This is a genomic window from Klebsiella sp. P1954 (genome assembly GCF_018199955.1).
GTDB lineage: Bacteria > Pseudomonadota > Gammaproteobacteria > Enterobacterales > Enterobacteriaceae > Klebsiella > Klebsiella pneumoniae.
The window spans coordinates 3659453-3675600 of sequence record NZ_CP073373.1 but is presented as its reverse complement, the minus strand read 5'-3'; the positions used below and the strand labels follow the sequence as shown (position 1 = coordinate 3675600).

Genomic DNA, 16148 nt, shown 5'->3' with positions numbered 1-16148 from the left:
CAATATGCAACAAAAGGGAATGCTCGTAAAAAAATCAGGAATAAACGCTAAGGATATCGTATTAGATTCAGCATCGTATAATGCCACTGCATAACTGATTCCCATTTCGTAGAGGCTGTTAACTCTGTATCAATGTCCTGACAAAGGACTGTATCAAGTTTCTCTACTGGAAACAGCTATGCAATAGACGGAAGAATTTAACATTATGGTAACTAAAAAGGTAAAAACAAACCACCCGTACTATCGTGTTTTATCCGGCACCTCCATGCCGTTTCCCCACATACATGAAGCTGTTTCCGAACAGTTGCTTCTACTCATTTTCAAAGCACGCAGATTGTATCTGGATCCAGAATATCGTCCTTGGTTTGATGAACAACATCGGATTCTCTCGGCATTACGCGCTAACACAAAACTCCAAAGTATTTTAGAGAAAAACAGAGAGAACTACTCCATAAGTGAGACCGATAATCCACTATCTAAAGATCTGTATGCTGCTTTTCAGGTTATGTGCCATTTATACAATGGTTTTGATAACAGACTCGTCAGCCTGAAAACCTGGGGAGATATGAACAGGGAACCAACAGCAAAATTTGTCGGCCAAAATAGTGGTGGCTGGAAAACACCTGAGATGGAAGAATTCGTCAGAAACGATTTGTTCAATATTCTGACAGATTGTAAAGCTCATTGCTCACCACTTCCCGCTCTGGTTCGACAAGGATATTGCCATCAGGATCTTTCTGTTGCGCACTCATGTACTAAAGAATTACTGGAACAACTGAACCGATACCATCAAATTGATGAATCAGCGATACTTGCCAGAACCCTTGGTTTGGCTATTAACAACTGCTATCACTCAGAAACAGAGATTCCTGAATGGCTTTCTCCTTTTGAAAATGAATACAAAAGTCCCTGGAATTGTGAGAAACCAGATACTAACGATGTGAGTAAACTTAGAAAACAATTGCTAACAATCGGGCGTACAGAATTCGTGGACAAAATGTTTTCGCTAGCCAACAAAAATGCAACAAAGATAATATATGATGGATACGTTAAACTTTATGCTCTGGAAATATATGAATGGTTAAATAAATTAGTGCAATATTTTAAAGGAAATGATTTTATTCGTTACACCTGGAAGTTCACAACAATTATTTCCGATGAAAGTGACACGATTGAAAACACCACCGCAGGGGAAAAAGACTATTGTCAAATCACTATACAGCGTGATGAACTTCTGAAACTGATTTATACCAATACCCTGCAGGATGCAGCAATGAATCTTGCTGATTGCCTGCAACAGGCATACACAGAACCGTTAAAAATGGAAATAAATTATCCAGGAATAAACATTGATGCAAAAGAGCGTAAAATTAGAAAATCTATTGAATTCAGGAGCGAACTGAATAACTTCACAAACATCATGAAACAACTGGAAATATTTGAAAAATGGTATAACGCCAATAAAATTCTGTTGGTAAGTAACAAAAAGATACGTACAGAAAAGATTGACGTGAATATTCGTCTTGCAGGACTAAAAGGCTATGATCTGAATGAAGGTATACCTGATGGTCAGGGACGCAGAATTAAAGATGGTGTGAATGAACTTGTCAAGGCAGATGGCAGTCTACAACTTCCACAAGATATCAGTGACACTTCGCTTAACCGTTACCGTCAAGCAGTTCAACACATTATTAAGGATGAGATCGACACGTTGCTGATAGCACAGAGGGAAAAAAATAAAATAAATCCATATAGCGAAGATAGATACTCGATACGACCTTTATGGGGAAAATGTCTGGTCGAACAGTAACTCACTGAGAAAGGGGATAGCAGTTCGCTATCCCCAAAGGAGACTTTCCAGCAAGATCTCAAAAAATGAGACACTCAGCAAATTATGCGGCTTTACCATTAACAGATTCAGCCACAAGAACGACAGCGTGTCTGTTTCGCTCAGGATGTTCACTCCAGATTTCTGATTCCGGGATGCTTTTCCCGTCATAACTGATCCGTTCGCCATCAAACGGGTAATACCGTGCGGAATCAGTATCTAAAATAAACACCTTCAGATTCGTTGAACGACGCGCAATATGCTGCCAGAGAGCTTTACCTCCTTCATATTGCTCGTTATCACTTAATAGTACAACGCCCGCTTTTGTGACTATCGTTTCATAAACAAACGTTGCAAGACCAACATCACGTACAGCGCCATCGACAACAATCCCTTCAATCTGAGCAACATCCTGTTCTTCCCAGAATTTCTGGACAAACACGCCTTCAAGCCGGGGACGACGCTGAAGCTCCAGAGTGGCAACAACCTTATGGCGAACATCACCATCAATAACAGAAGGTGCAGCTTCGATTACCGCAGCAAACGGAGTCTTTGGATCCCAGATGATCTGGTAAAGCACGCCCTGAATAGTTACTCCATCCAGTATCGAAAAACGACGAGCTACAGTAGCAGGGGAGTAAGACATTGGAATTACAGCCATTTTTGAATCCCCTCTGAGTAATACCGGCACGAAAATTTACCTCAATAATTATAGTAAACAATACAAGAACCAAGTGCATCAACAATACCCATCAATTGTACACAATTCGTACAGCAACCAGGAACTCCCTCACCTTCTGCCAAACAGATTGACAACATTATTGCCTGTTTGCTGTTGATAGTTATTAACCCGGTCCTCCCAGATCTCAAGTGCTCTGCGTTTTTCTGGCAAATAATCGTATCGATCATAATGTTTTGAACTGACATCGTTCAACGCATGATTTTGAATACGATCGCGGATTTCCTTACTGATCCCAGCTTCTCCCATTAACGTTTTACAGGTCCGACGTAAGTCACGTGCTGTAAAAATTTTAAAGTCAGGATTAAAAGCCCGGAAATACATGATAGCGCGAGCCAGACTGTCCGTACGAACCGGACGCTTACCATTAGTCGAAAGTGGAAAAATGTAAGGGCTGGATTTTTCTTTTGTTAACTCCTGCACACAGGATAATTCCTGTAATGCTGATTCAGTCAACGGTATCAAATGCTCTCGTTTATTTTTAGAGACATCAGCAGTCACCAGCAGCGTTTTTTGTTGAAAATCAACATCACACCACTGACTGGCGATCATTTCGAAAGGACGTTGCCCTCCGGTATAGATACAGAATCGGATCAAATGTTGCATCAATAATCCAACGTTGGTTGCTTCAGCAAAATGTTCCATTAGAAAACGCAACTCTTCAAGTGTCAGCCAGGTATCACCGACTTTTTCAGCAGATGACTGTTTCGGTATCACTGACACCGGATTTGCCTCCAGCCCAAAAGTAATCCCTACACTTGTGTTCATCGGATCGTTATCTGCTTTCAGTCCATAGTTAAATGCAGCCATCAGGTAAGAACGGATCCGGTTAGAGTGAACCACAGCACCGCGCTGAATGATCCCGGCCAGGATATGTTTAATCTGTCCGGAAGTCACATCTTTAGCTTTAGTTTCACGGGGGATCACTGTATAGCATTCATTTTCAAGGCGTTTCAGAACATCCTGCCATGTCCTCTTATTATCAATTTTCATTTTGTTAACATAACCATGAATCAATGCTTCAAATGAGCCCTGTGATTGATGGAGTTGTATCCGCTGCTGTTCTGCAAACTGTTGTCGTTCCAGTTCTGCCTGGGGATCCTTTCCTTCAATGAGCCAGGCACCATACTTTTTTGCCAGTTCATTCGCTGTGGCCAGTTTCATCTCAGGCCATATACCCAATTGAATGAATCTTTCTTTTTTCCCTTTTTCCACGTAATAGCGGAAATAGAAAATCTTGCTGCCAGAAGGCTGAACTTTGACACCAAGTCGTCCAGTGCCACGTTGAGAGCTGTTGCTCCAGACATAGAACGATGTCTTTTTTGCTTTCAATGCTCGGATGGCTGTTTCAGTAAGATTGACGGCCATAGAACCTCTTTTCTAAACCAGTAACAATCAGAATAACTCGTGATTTTGGGTCAGGTAATGGGTCAGGTAACGATCGTACAATGAAGAAAAAACGGAACCAAGCGGAGACAGGGAAAATCACATAATTTATTGATTACAAACAACTAATAAAGCAATCACGAACAAACAAAAACAATATAGAACGAACTTGCCTCATGACTCATAATCGCTTGGTCGTTGGTTCAAACCCAACAGGGGCCACCAAATTTTAGCTTTAAAATCAAACAAAAAAGCCACTTTTTCGAGTGGCTTTTTTGTTGCCTCGTAATGGGATGGCGACAGGACAGCTGCACAAACCGCCAGGCAATTCTCTGACATTGATGCTTTGTAAACATCCCGTTAAATTAACAAAACCAGAATAACTCGTCCTTTATTCCCATTTTCAGCGCAGCCATCGATAAAAGATAACTCCGGTATCGTTAAAACTAACAAGAAAAGTCTGGCAATATGCACATACAACAATTACTTTTATCAATTTATTGAATATTAAAACAATATTTAGATTTCTTTATCATGCACATCATGTGTTCAAGTTCAACCGGCTGCGAAAACAAATAGCCTTGGAAAAAAACCAACCCCATCCCCTTCAATTTATTGAACTTTTCCAAACTGTCTACCCCCTCTGCGATGCAATCGCTCTGCGTTAACTGGCAGTAATAGATAAGACTTTTCATCAATGCCATAGCATGTGGGTCGCGTTGGAAATCGTTAATAATACTCTTATCCAGTTTGTAACCGCAAAAACGTGCCAACCTTATCGGAAAAATCACGCTGTTTTGCGAAAAACAGTCATCAAGAAAGATACGAAAGCCTCGTTCTTGAATTTTCCGCATATTCGCTATCGTATTTCCTTGTTGTGTGAGGTCGACAGTTTCAGCAAATTCTAACACCAGACAATCGGCCCACAGCGGATTATGCAACTGCAACCATGCAGTTTCCATCAAACAGATAAGATGGTGATGGTGCGCGATGCAGGTCGGTATATTGACGGTAAAATAAAATTCGCCCTGATAGCGATTGATACCCTGCACCGCTTCTTGCAGAACGAAAGCTGTAAGCGAGAACCAAATGGCTTCTGACTGTATGTTCGGCAGAAACTCGGTTGGTAGCAGAACGACGCCGTCCTTTCGCCAACGCGAGAGCACTTCAATGCCTTTAATATGCAGATGGATATCGACAATGGGCTGGAAGACAGGATAGACCTGACCGTTCTGAATGGCATGAACTAGCTCGCTTTCAAAAGGGGTGGGCGTGGCCAAAGCTTGCACTGCCTGGCATTCTTTTCGGCTATCCGTAAAGCAGTTGACCTGCTGCGTAAAAGACTCAACCATCATTATTAATCCTGAAGATCTTTACTTAAAGTAGAGTTTGGACGACGCCGTAAATATATATATCCAAATGGCGACATTGAATTTTTCAAGCCGTAAAACAGAATATTATATATCTTTCACTGACCGTAAATTTACTGATAGATAAATGTTACTCCGATGAGGGACTGAACATTTCCCGCAGTAACCTGACCTATGGTACGGGCATAATTCGCAGTTAAACCGAGATTCACCGGTGAAGGGCCTACCGTCCCCAAAGAGATAGTGTTGTTTGCAGAAACAATCGCTCCATTACGTGTCATTTGCACGCCAACGCCCTGTGCTGGAGAGGCAGAAGCAGTGTTAGCAAATATCGAATTTGCACTATCTGTAGTCGTACCGGAGAGATAGTAACTAAGATTTTGATTCTGTGCGCAATGAACGGTAACCGGCACGGCCATCGATCCCGGATAATTAGGAAGCGTCATTGTGACATCTCTGGCGGAAACATCGCAGCCACCAGTAGGGACGACTACATCTCTCATTGAGTATAAATTCCATGTAAATTTTACGGTCTGAATATTACCTCCGCTCGTAATATCAGACCCTACCTGATACATTACTAACTGTGCGAATCTCGTACCACCTTTAATCGCGACACTACTCGCTGCAGAAATTGGAGTTAAGTAAAGCTGAGTATTCCAGGGTACATAACTACCTGATGTAAAATTATGAGGAGATGTAGCGCTTCTCAATGGAAAAGTATAGGAAGAGCCATAGTATCGAAGAGTACCAGTAAAGTTAGATAGAGCCCCACCATACATCGAACCAAAAAGCATCATAACATTATCATTACGATGTGTAGGAGCATCATTCCTACACACCACTGAACGGGAAATATCAACAACTAAGTTCTGCCCTACTGCAATAGTGGGCTGAAGATTGACGTATACATTCACAGAACCAGGACCAGCCATACTGTGAAGAGTTTGGCCTGAAGCATCCATACAAGAAAATGCCCAAACATTGATAGACCAGCCTGCTAATAGCAAGACGGTAAACTGAGGGATAAGTTTATTCATTCACATATTCTCCTTGCTCAAGCATAGCTGTAGGTGACGTTAATAACCGCCTGAATAGTTCCCTGGGTAGCACCACCTTTCACAGATAGTACCCGTACCTTGAGCGGAAAACTCGCCGACTGAGAGCTATCGTCAACTTGTACTAACTTCGCTGCCCCATTATTAAGTCTCCTACCGCTGTCGTCCTGCAATTCGAGCTGAATATTGCCCGCTGTTCCCTGATTTTTGTAATAACCTGTATTGTCCACCATACCGCTAAAGGTAGCGACCACCCGCGAGGTGCCAATTGGACAGTTGGTTAAACTAAGCGCCGTGTCGTGCCACGCTGAAGTGGAACCAGCTGACTTTAGGCTGAAGGTAAAGAGATCGCCGAGATCTATACTAGCGTTGGTAGTTGCGATATTACACGGCCTGGCCACCACTCGACCGTTCACCGTAATGTTGATATCGGCGCCCTGTGACGTGCTGACGCTCATGGACAGTAACCCCACCAGTAGCGCTCCTGCAAATCGATATTTCATTAAAACCTCCGGTTACTGGAATTCAAGGGTAAAGGTTGCTGTCGCATAAACATGGCCAGCGGTGACTGGTACACGGGTTGCCATCAGCCGCGCATAAAAACCCAAGATATTGGTCTGCCCAGGTGTCAAATTCGTCCAAGCGATTGATGATGCAGCCGCATTTATGGGCAGCATCGTTTGCTGATTGTCCAGGATCTGTACCGCCATCCCCGATGCGGCAAAAGCATCACTATCGATTTTTAAAAGTTTGTCATTATTGCTATCCGGAGTGCCGGTAAAGCCAACTTTCACTGCCGTAGCCGAGCTGCCGCAAGGTGATAACACGATGCGAAACGGTAACGCTGGAGTGACAGATCCAACGGCACTGAACTGTTTCACAGCATTATTCATCAGGTCGACGGTAAATTCTTTCGATTCGATGGCGACCGCACAAGCGTTATCGCGCACATAGCCGCTGATTGATATGGTACTGTCAGCCGCAAAAGCGTTCGCACAGATTAAGATCAGTGCAGCTCTCAGAAGGTTAAGTGGTGTATCCATTATCATGCGTTCCTTAACGGCATTCTGCCGATAGCTGGCTCAGCGACTGCCGCTGACTCTCCTCCGGCAAGCGGTAACGGGCCACACAGCTAGCTCCCACCCCTTCACCCCATTTAACCTGTAGGCTTCCAGCAAGCGGCATGCCACTCATATAGGCCTGACCGTTATCAGCTACAATACTGCCGCTCTGACTGCTGCCTGAAGTCACTATTGCACCGAACGGTACCGGTTTACCTTTACGGGTCAGGGTTATCAGCAACTTGACACCAACATGGGCTTTGAAATCTGCTCGCACAATCGCGCCGTGGGTGGGCACCACGCTGACTACTGCATCATCAAGGTCAACATTATCTGCAAGTGTATTGGTATCAAGAGCCACTCGGTTTTCCCGATACTCAGTGGCGTAAGGCACAACCGCATAACCACGCCAGTCGGTGGTCACACCGGTCTGGTTTTCCACTTTGACCCCATCCGCACCCGGCGCTTTCACTAGTACCACTGTATCATTCAGCGGTTGGCTTAAGGTCACACCGTCCCCGTGAGCCAGCACGCCTCCACTGACGCCATAATAGAGTTGCCTGAATCCATCATTGCGACTGTAGCCAAGATTGGCACTACCGTAGCCGCCACGGTAGTTCAGTGCGGCATAGCCAGTGCTGCTAGTATCGGTTTCTCCTCCATTGGCATAGCCAGTTTGTACGCTATAGCTCAGGTTGTTATCTTCCAGAAGAGTGCCGTAAATCCCGGCCAGATTGGTCATTCGGCCATTAAGATCGTGTGACATACTGTAGCTAGCGGAGGTGTGGCGCCATAAGGATTGGCTGTCAGAACGAAGCCAATGACTAAATGGAATATTGACGTTAACCGCCAGCATCTGGTCACGTCCTTGCTGCCAAGCGTTTTTGGTCAGGCTGTAACTTAGCGTCCAGTTGATATCTTCAACCGCGGCGCTCAGTCCTGCTTGCAACTGCTGGTCTGCCTTACCTGTTGTCCAGTAGGTTTGATTGCTGCCGCTCAAATAAAGCGTGGCAGTACGTCCTAACTGTTGGGTAACATTCACCTGTACTTTGCCGCGCTTGTTCCAGGTAAGGTTGTAGTAATCAGTGAATTTCGGTTTCACCTGAATAACGCCATCCTGAGTCTGTACGTCGTAACCGCTCATCCGGCGATAGGTAGTATCAGCAAAATTGTAATAACCTTTTGTAGAATAGCGATAACCCACTAACTGGATATTAGTACCTACATCGCTCAGCGCCTTGTTATACAGAAAGCGAATTGACTGTCCCTGATGATCGCTGTAGTCAGACAACGTGGCGTTCGCCTGAGTAATGTCCAGTGAAAGGGCACCAAAATCACCCATATTTTTTCCCATGCCGAGGTTCACGGCTCGGTAACGTTCAGCAAGTTGAGCGCCACCATAAATTGTCCATCCGGTGGGTAAACCATGTAAAACAGTCCCCTGAAAGAACTTAGGCTCTTCCTGCTGAACGTTGCCACTACGATACTCTCCGGCTGTCAACGCATAGCGGGTATACCCTTCACGCTGTAGCACGGGTACCTTTGACCACGGCACGCTAAAGACCTGACGGGTACCATCGTTTTCTTTAATTGTGACCTGTAGGTCGCCACCACTACTCGCAGCATAAAGATCGTTAATTGCGAAGGGACCAGGCGGTACTGTACTCTGATAAATCTCATAGCCATTTTGTTTGATAGAGACCTGAGCAGTGCTACGGGCAATACCATGGATTACTGGCGCAAAGCCTCTCTGGCTATCCGGCAACATGTTGTCATCACTGGCGAGTTGAGTACCACGGAAATTGAAGCCGTCAAAAATATCTCCATTGGTATAACTATCTCCTAAATAGCTGCGCGGAATAGTAGATCACTGAAAGGGAACTCAGCCCGGATTGTGCGATCTGATCAATCGCCAAACCAACCAAAACCACCAACCGGACTGAGCGATGCCGATCATAGCACCAATACCCCGTGGCGAACGACGCCTGATGCAGAAAGCTATTCATAAAACGCGCGATAAAAATCATGCCCGCAGACTCACGGCCATGCTGATGCTTCATCGGGGTGAACGGGTCAGCGATGTTGCCAGAACTCTCTGTTGTGCCCGTTCATCCGTTGGTCGCTGGATTAACTGGTTTACGCACTCAGGTATTGAAGGCCTGAAATCCTTACCCGCAGGGCGCTCCCGACGCTGGCCTTTTGAACATATCTGCACCCTGTTACGTGAGCTGATAAAGCATTCTCCCGGCGATTTTGGTTATCAACGTTCACGCTGGAGCACCGAATTACTGGCAATAAAAATCAACGAGATAACCGGTTGCCAGTTACATGCAGCAACCGTTCGCCGCTGGTTGCCATCTGCGGGGCTTGTATGGCGCAGGGCCGCGCCAACTCTGCGTATCCGTGACCCACATAAAGATGAAAAGATGGCGGTAATCCACAAAGCGCTGGATGAATGCAGCGCAGAGCATCCGGTATTTTATGAAGATGAAGTGGATATCCACCTTAATCCTAAAATCGGTGCGGACTGGCAGTTGCGCGGACAGCAGAAACGGGTAGTGACTCCGGGGCAGAACGAAAAATACTATCTGGCCGGCGCACTGCACAGTGGCACGGGTAAAGTTAGCTACGTGGGCGGCAACAGCAAAAGTTCAGCGCTGTTTATCGCTCTGCTGAAGCACCTGAAAGCCACTTACCGGCGGGCGAAAACAATCACGCTGATCGTTGATAACTACATTATCCATAAAAGCCGCGAAACACAGCGCTGGTTGAAAGCAAATCCCAAGTTCAGGGTAATTTACCAGCCGGTTTACTCGCCGTGGGTGAATCATGTGGAACGGCTATGGCAGGCACTTCATGACACGATAACCCGTAATCATCAGTGCCGCTCAATGTGGCAGTTACTGAAAAAGGTCCGCCATTTTATGGAAACCGCCAGCCCATTCCCCGGAGGAAAACATGGTCAGGCAAAAGTGTAGCGGTATTAGGCGCAGCTATTTAGGGCCAGGCGTGAACGTAGGGGCGTAATATCGCGCTCCAGCCAAGTATTAACGTGTTGCCACTTATTTTTGTTGCGTGAAGTACCGTCGTCACTAGTGTAATTCCAGGTAGTATTATCGCGTAGCCGCCAGGCACCGAGGTTAAGTCCACTTTGCAAGTTTAACCAAGCATAATTGCTGCCGCCGCCGGTATCGTTATGCACATTGTTACCAGTGAAGTTATAGTTGAGCAATCCAGCATTAATGCCGGCATCCCATTGTTCGGGCGGAATATAGCCACGCGCACGATTGCCCATAAAAGCCTGAGGTACGGTGAGATATAACCGTTGCAGACCAACATCAAAATGAGTCGTCGCACCGTTTATAAGTTTGGTTAGCGGAACGCAGGTATCGGCGGTAGGGCGATCGATTCCTTTTATCCCCTCGATGTTCACGCCCATCCCAGCCAGCTGGCTGCGGGCCAGGCAAGGATCTAATCCATGACCTTTTTCGCCGAGGTTAAAGGTGACATCGCGCGTGGTAATAAATCCATCGTTCAGGTAGATATCGACGCGGTAAGTGCCGGGCGGTACCTCCTGTCCATTTTCAAAGTCAGACAGATCCGCCACTGAAGCAGGATCGTCAGCTAAAAAGCGCGGGTTGAAATAGATCTCTGTCTGCGCATGCCCCTCCGACAGAATAAAAAAGAACGCCATAAAGAGTTTAGCCATAGCAGAGATAGCGCAAGGAAGAAACCTTGTGCTAGAGGAACCAAAACGGTCCAGTCCATATTTGAGATGTGACATAGTCCCTCCGGTCTGAATTCGCCCGGTTGTCAGTTCTTATTGTTATTTGTGACGTGGCCCGCCAACGGACCGCTCCGACATTAACGCAATACACCATTCATCGTTGGAGTCAGTGCTCCGTAATCATTAATTGTGCGATAAGTGATGCGGCTACCAGCATCTGGAGGCAATTTAACTGAAGTTTTACCCATCGGCGGCACCAACGCGTTTTCCAGTATCCGGGTTCCGGCGTTGAGCTCGGTCACCGTCAGGTAATAAGGAGTAGGATTCGTAAGCGTCAACGATGATCCACTGCGGCTAAAAGTGAGCTTTTCCGCTGCTTGATCAGGCGCTAGCGCTAATTTCGCCGGACGATAATAGAGTTTAATGCGACTGATAATCGCTAACTGTAAGGTATTATCGCTAAGTTTGGATTTGTCCATTGATGGGATGGCTTTAACATTAACCCAAAATAAACTTTCCCGATCCTGCGGCAACTGGTTATTAGTAGCGTCAATAATCCGTAAAATATTCTCTTTTTTTCCTTGCATAGCGAAAAGTGGTGGTGTAATGACGAAACGACCATCTTTTTCATTTTCAGAATTTTCTATCCAAGACTGGATCAAATAGGTATTACTATCATCATTATTTGTTACACCCAACTGCACTTGTTTTTGTCCAGCTGGATAAATAACCCGGGTAGCACCGAGCGCGACACCAGCCTGTACCATGGTCGAATAACTGCTTGTGGCTAGTAAAAAGAGCCCCACCCAAAATCTTCTTGTAATTCGCAATCTTTTATTCACATTCACTCCTTTTGTGCTTACGGTATTACCTATTTGTCAAATGTCCGCAGGTTTATTACTGGTAGGTGAGAGAAAACCATACTTGTGCGTTTGCCATCCCCCCAGTGACCTGCTTACCAGTAGCCCGATACTTGGCTACAAAATGTAGTGTGGTTGGACCGGTATAGAGCCTCTGCCAGAGGGAAGGTGGACCATTCAAGGGAATCAGCTGATCTTCTTTATTAAAAAACGCGATACCTATGCCAGTAGCGATGCCCGGCCCCTCCCCTACAGAGAGCACATCTGGATTTTTTCCATCAGCTACGCCGCGAAACGATACTCCGACTTGCTGGCTGACCTTTGTACTACAATCTTGAAGGTGTATATCGAATGGCACAGGGCTGGCATCCTCCCCTGTTGAATGAAAGCGATTACTGCTGACTTGCCCCATATTCACAGTCATCTGCTGATCACCTACTTCCACGCGGCAAGACTCTGCAATAATGACCCCATGGAATTGCAAACTTCCCCCAGCTACCATGACGTTCCAGTGATCACCAGCTAGCGCCAGCGGGGGTAGCAGAAACATCAGGAAACCTGTTTTCATTCCTTGCACGTTATTACCCCAATCCCGTTGTGGATAACGGGCCGTCCTGGCCCAAAACGCATCCCTGTCTGATATTGAAATTACTCGTATTGCACTTTGAAGGTGGCGTCAGCGTTAGCAGTACCCGCTGTCGCCGCGCCAGTGGCGTAATAACGAGCCTGGAAAGGAATGATATTGGTGCCGTCGTTCAACGTGGTCGCTGCACTGAAGGATGCTCCATCTAGTGCCAGCGGGGTACCGGTTTTATCAAGGATTTGTACGCCTACATTGGTAGCGCTACCAGCAGCAGAATTCTGAAGCGCCAGAACGCTGGTGTTAGTTGTATCAACTGAGGTACCGGAGAAAGCAACAGACGCTTTGGTAGCAACGGAAGTATCGCAATCGTCTAACTGAATATTGAAGCCAACAGCGGAGCTAGTGCTACCTGCCGTAGCCAGTTTCGCCGAACGAACTTGGCCAAGCTGAACAGTTTGATCGATGGAACCAGCATCTACTGCACAAGCTGCGTTAACGACTTCGCCTTTAAAATGCACTGTACCGCCATTAACGGTGGTGGTATTAGCCAAAGCCGCGGCGGAGCTCAAAGATAGAGCAGACATCGCTGCAATTACAAAAATTTTTGCATTCATAAAAAATCCTTATTTTCAGTAAAATTAGTCATGTACTCAATTTCATCTAATTCAATAACTGCATGTTACTTAACAATAAAAATCATCGTATAATTAATGTCATCTTTTTCCTTTTGCCAATATCAACGGATCCCATACACAACAAATGAATTGAGTATGGCTTATTAATAAAAATCAAAAAACAGCCACATAACCAATATAAAAAACTACACAATTGCAAACCATTTTTTGACAGATTCTAAAATGGCCTTTTGCTGTTTCATAAAATAGTTTCTTTTTTCAGCTGGCTTATTTAAGGTATAAATCAGGTAAAACAAATTCATTGCTCTCAATTGCAAAGCTTTATTAAAACCAACCAAACCGAGTTTGATAGCTAAGTTGTTTACTCTCCCGCTTAGGGTTTTTTCTGAAGTCTTAAGCATATAAGCAAGTTGACGGTTTGAAATACCGCTCATTAAATATAGCATCGTGCTCCATTCCGAACCTCTTATCTTTTCTGGATTGATGCTTATCACGCTTGCCAATGCCAACATACAACTTTCTATAGTCTCTATAAACTGATTTAGTTTCATTCTGTAGGGAACTATATATACATTGTGCATTTTAAATACATTCATTCTAGATGGCCAATGCAACGGTTCTAAAAATATTTTGAGCACATTCATTTTCATTACTTCACCCAGAATTTTAAGCATGACATCTTTATTTGCGATACTGATGATCACAATAGCTCCATCATAACTCTTTGAGCTCACAATAAAGGCATCCTCAGACATTACCGTCTTACTAGATTTAATAGTAGTAGCGAACGCGTTCCGAAAAAAAAAGTTGTCACTAATAACGACTATCTTCATTTAACCGCCTTCAGCTATCCTCAACGCAGGATGTTCCTTATGTCACAAATAAGCACTGCTGAACTCAGCAGATGGAAATTGGCATCATCTGTACGATGGCTTTCCCAAAGATTACCCTCGGATAGCTCCCCAAAAAAATGAAAGAATAGTCTTAAGTTTATAATTGAGATTCTTATCCCTTGACGATAGACTTTGTACAACACATAAAATTTAACAATTTTGCAACACAACTCATTTGTAATAAGGATGCTGATATGAAAAAGCGATAAAGAATCTTAAGAACCAACCCAACTACCTAGATAAATCAACTGGTTAAACTTGATCTTGATTAAGATTTTTCCTTATATTAACCTGATTACAAGATTTACTAAGTAAAACCTCTCTTTTTGCTTAACAGGAGCGCAACATGCTTGAAGAGGAGTCGGTGTGTCATTCAGAACCGACTTTATACACAATTGAAGGTAACATTCATTTTTGTCCTAATGAAAATACTCTTCGTAATGTAATTGATGGGCGAACTGTAACCCTCCTGAGTACAGCATCAGAATGTTTTAAGATCCTGATAGAGAATCAAGGTAGAGTGATCTCAAGAGATGAAATGAAAGAGCTAGTGTGGGGTAAGCGTGGAGTGATTGTTAGCAGTAATACTTTTTATCAAAACATGCTGAACCTCAGAAGAGGCCTGGAAAAAGTAGGTGCCGGTAAACGCCTAATTTCAACTCATTATGGGAAAGGTGTAACTATAGACAATGGGTTAGATATAACCCCAATAGTAACTTCAGTGAGTAATTGCCTGGAACCTATGAATGGCACCAAGAACATACCTTTCAGCACATCTGAAGCTATTAACACTGCTGATGAGCACTTTCTAAATAACTTTAAGCAATTAGAAGAAAAAGGTATCATCAAAAAAAACCGGTACAATCACGGTATGATACTGATAACTAATCTGTTACTTTTGTTTTTCTGCATCCTGATGTTCTATACTGCTCACAATTTAAAGAGGGAAAATTACTTTAGTCATTATACAAAAACAAAGCTTAAAGTTAAAAATTGCGACATATATACAGATCCAGCCCTGCTGAATGAACATGAATTAAATGAATTGCTAAAACAGAACCCTCCTGACTGTGAAGAAGGAGAAACTTTATACTTATCTTCAGTCTATCCGATACAAAGGATGTCAGTAATACGCTGTATCGGGACTTTCCTGCCGGGGGAAGAATGCGAATCAGATTACTATCTCGAATGAATATAGTCGGTTCAATTACCGCAATTATCCTATTTATCACTTTCGTTTCGTTGGCAATCGACAACTGGACTGAATGGAAGGCACAACACTCAGATACAATGACTTGTGATGCTATCATTAATGTTCATAAAGAGCATCAACTACTGTCCATTCGTTTGAAATACTCTTTCCTTGGTCATGAAGGAGTAGCAAATTTATCTGGCGTGCTGAATAACGGTAATAAAGGTATTTTTAGTATAAGCAGAACTGTTCTTTTCAAATATAAGCGTATTAATGAGGGAGTTTATCTTGAAAATACAACCACTACTATATCATTACAAGATACTGCAGGCCCAGATGGTCTAAAAAAGTTGCTTCCAGAATTCTATACTGAACATGGGGCCCGCACCAGTTTTCAAGTATACGCACAAAAACCCGGTGGGTACATTTTTGTTAAAGAGTTTACTCCTGCTTTTTACTGCACAGAACAATAAGTAAACTTCGTTAACAGAATATGATGCCACTCCCTGTAGGCGAGATCTTATAGTCCCAGTATTTGCATTTTTTCAGCTTTACAAAGGCTTTTTCACCCTGAAAAAGCCTTTTTGAATCGATCAAAAATTAGACTTCAACTAAACTAAAATGCGTTCAAGATTTCTAAAGACTTGTTCGGATAGGCTGAGTTACCCTTTCATGAAACCAGTGCATAATGAATCCCTTGTGTCCCTCATAGATACAACTACTGACTCGCACAATAGGATGAAAATACGGGATATATCAGTTAGTGTTTGACTAGCAATGTTATTTATGGGTTGAGTAGCTAATGTAAGAATCCCT

The 16148-nt window shown here is 44.0% G+C and carries 14 protein-coding genes and 2 pseudogenes; 4 read left to right on the top strand and 12 right to left on the bottom strand.

Annotated elements, in window-relative coordinates; translation table 11 throughout:
- Positions 1-205 precede the first annotated feature (205 nt).
- Positions 206-1810, top strand: a complete 1605-nt coding sequence (locus KB890_RS17640) for a hypothetical protein (protein ID WP_094965586.1) — start codon at positions 206-208, stop codon at positions 1808-1810.
- Positions 1811-1892: 82 nt separating this feature from the next.
- Here KB890_RS17640 and KB890_RS17635 read toward each other — a convergent pair whose 3' ends face one another.
- The 7 genes and pseudogenes from KB890_RS17635 to KB890_RS17605 form a co-directional block, all read right to left on the bottom strand.
- Positions 1893-2489 (bottom strand): hypothetical protein, encoded by a 597-nt coding sequence (locus KB890_RS17635; RefSeq protein WP_000268404.1) that lies wholly within the window; start codon positions 2487-2489, stop codon positions 1893-1895.
- Positions 2490-2618: 129 nt separating this feature from the next.
- Positions 2619-3935 carry a tyrosine-type recombinase/integrase gene (locus KB890_RS17630; protein WP_000290290.1) on the bottom strand — a complete coding sequence of 439 codons (1317 nt, stop codon included), beginning with the start codon at positions 3933-3935 and terminating at the stop codon, positions 2619-2621.
- A gap of 515 nt (positions 3936-4450) precedes the next feature.
- A complete protein-coding gene (locus KB890_RS17625; protein ID WP_020324779.1) occupies positions 4451-5308 on the bottom strand; it encodes an EAL domain-containing protein in 858 nt (285 codons plus the stop codon).
- A gap of 128 nt (positions 5309-5436) precedes the next feature.
- Positions 5437-6363, bottom strand: coding sequence for a fimbrial protein (locus KB890_RS17620; protein WP_020806166.1), 927 nt, complete (start codon positions 6361-6363; stop codon positions 5437-5439).
- A 17-nt stretch (positions 6364-6380) separates the two neighbouring features.
- Positions 6381-6884 (bottom strand): type 1 fimbrial minor subunit FimG, encoded by a 504-nt coding sequence (locus tag KB890_RS17615; RefSeq protein ID WP_022631404.1) that lies wholly within the window; start codon positions 6882-6884, stop codon positions 6381-6383.
- Between the two features lie 12 nt (positions 6885-6896).
- Entirely contained in the window at positions 6897-7424 is a 528-nt protein-coding gene (locus KB890_RS17610) for a type 1 fimbrial adaptor subunit FimF (protein WP_031281108.1), read from the bottom strand.
- Between the two features lie 13 nt (positions 7425-7437).
- A pseudogene (locus tag KB890_RS17605) lies at positions 7438-9297 on the bottom strand (fimbria/pilus outer membrane usher protein); the annotation flags it as partial.
- A gap of 91 nt (positions 9298-9388) precedes the next feature.
- Between KB890_RS17605 and KB890_RS17600 the strand changes: the two are divergent.
- The gene (locus KB890_RS17600) at positions 9389-10420 is read left to right on the top strand and encodes an IS630-like element ISEc33 family transposase (protein WP_004176137.1); all 1032 of its coding nucleotides are present in this window, start codon (positions 9389-9391) and stop codon (positions 10418-10420) included.
- A 20-nt stretch (positions 10421-10440) separates the two neighbouring features.
- Here KB890_RS17600 and KB890_RS17595 read toward each other — a convergent pair.
- The 5 genes and pseudogenes from KB890_RS17595 to KB890_RS17575 form a co-directional block, all read right to left on the bottom strand.
- Positions 10441-11151 (bottom strand): annotated as a pseudogene (locus tag KB890_RS17595) (FimD/PapC N-terminal domain-containing protein); the annotation flags it as partial.
- Between the two features lie 155 nt (positions 11152-11306).
- A complete protein-coding gene (locus KB890_RS17590; RefSeq protein WP_020806202.1) occupies positions 11307-11936 on the bottom strand; it encodes a fimbria/pilus periplasmic chaperone in 630 nt (209 codons plus the stop codon).
- A gap of 130 nt (positions 11937-12066) precedes the next feature.
- Positions 12067-12606: a type 1 fimbrial minor subunit FimI gene (locus tag KB890_RS17585; RefSeq protein ID WP_022631439.1), complete on the bottom strand. Its 540-nt coding sequence runs from the start codon at positions 12604-12606 to the stop codon at positions 12067-12069.
- 71 nt (positions 12607-12677) lie between these two features.
- Positions 12678-13226: a type 1 fimbrial major subunit FimA gene (gene fimA / locus KB890_RS17580; protein WP_020325031.1), complete on the bottom strand. Its 549-nt coding sequence runs from the start codon at positions 13224-13226 to the stop codon at positions 12678-12680.
- A 206-nt stretch (positions 13227-13432) separates the two neighbouring features.
- The gene (locus tag KB890_RS17575; protein WP_153591501.1) at positions 13433-14002 is read right to left on the bottom strand and encodes a hypothetical protein; all 570 of its coding nucleotides are present in this window, start codon (positions 14000-14002) and stop codon (positions 13433-13435) included.
- A gap of 484 nt (positions 14003-14486) precedes the next feature.
- On the opposite strand from KB890_RS17575, the gene KB890_RS17570 reads away from it, so the two are divergent.
- Together KB890_RS17570 and KB890_RS17565 are read left to right on the top strand one after the other, a co-directional pair.
- Positions 14487-15332, top strand: a complete 846-nt coding sequence (locus KB890_RS17570) for a winged helix-turn-helix domain-containing protein (RefSeq protein ID WP_022631437.1) — start codon at positions 14487-14489, stop codon at positions 15330-15332.
- A complete protein-coding gene (locus KB890_RS17565; RefSeq protein ID WP_048337905.1) occupies positions 15329-15805 on the top strand; it encodes a hypothetical protein in 477 nt (158 codons plus the stop codon). Before KB890_RS17570 ends, KB890_RS17565 begins: the two co-directional genes overlap by 4 nt.
- Positions 15806-16148: the final 343 nt, after the last annotated feature.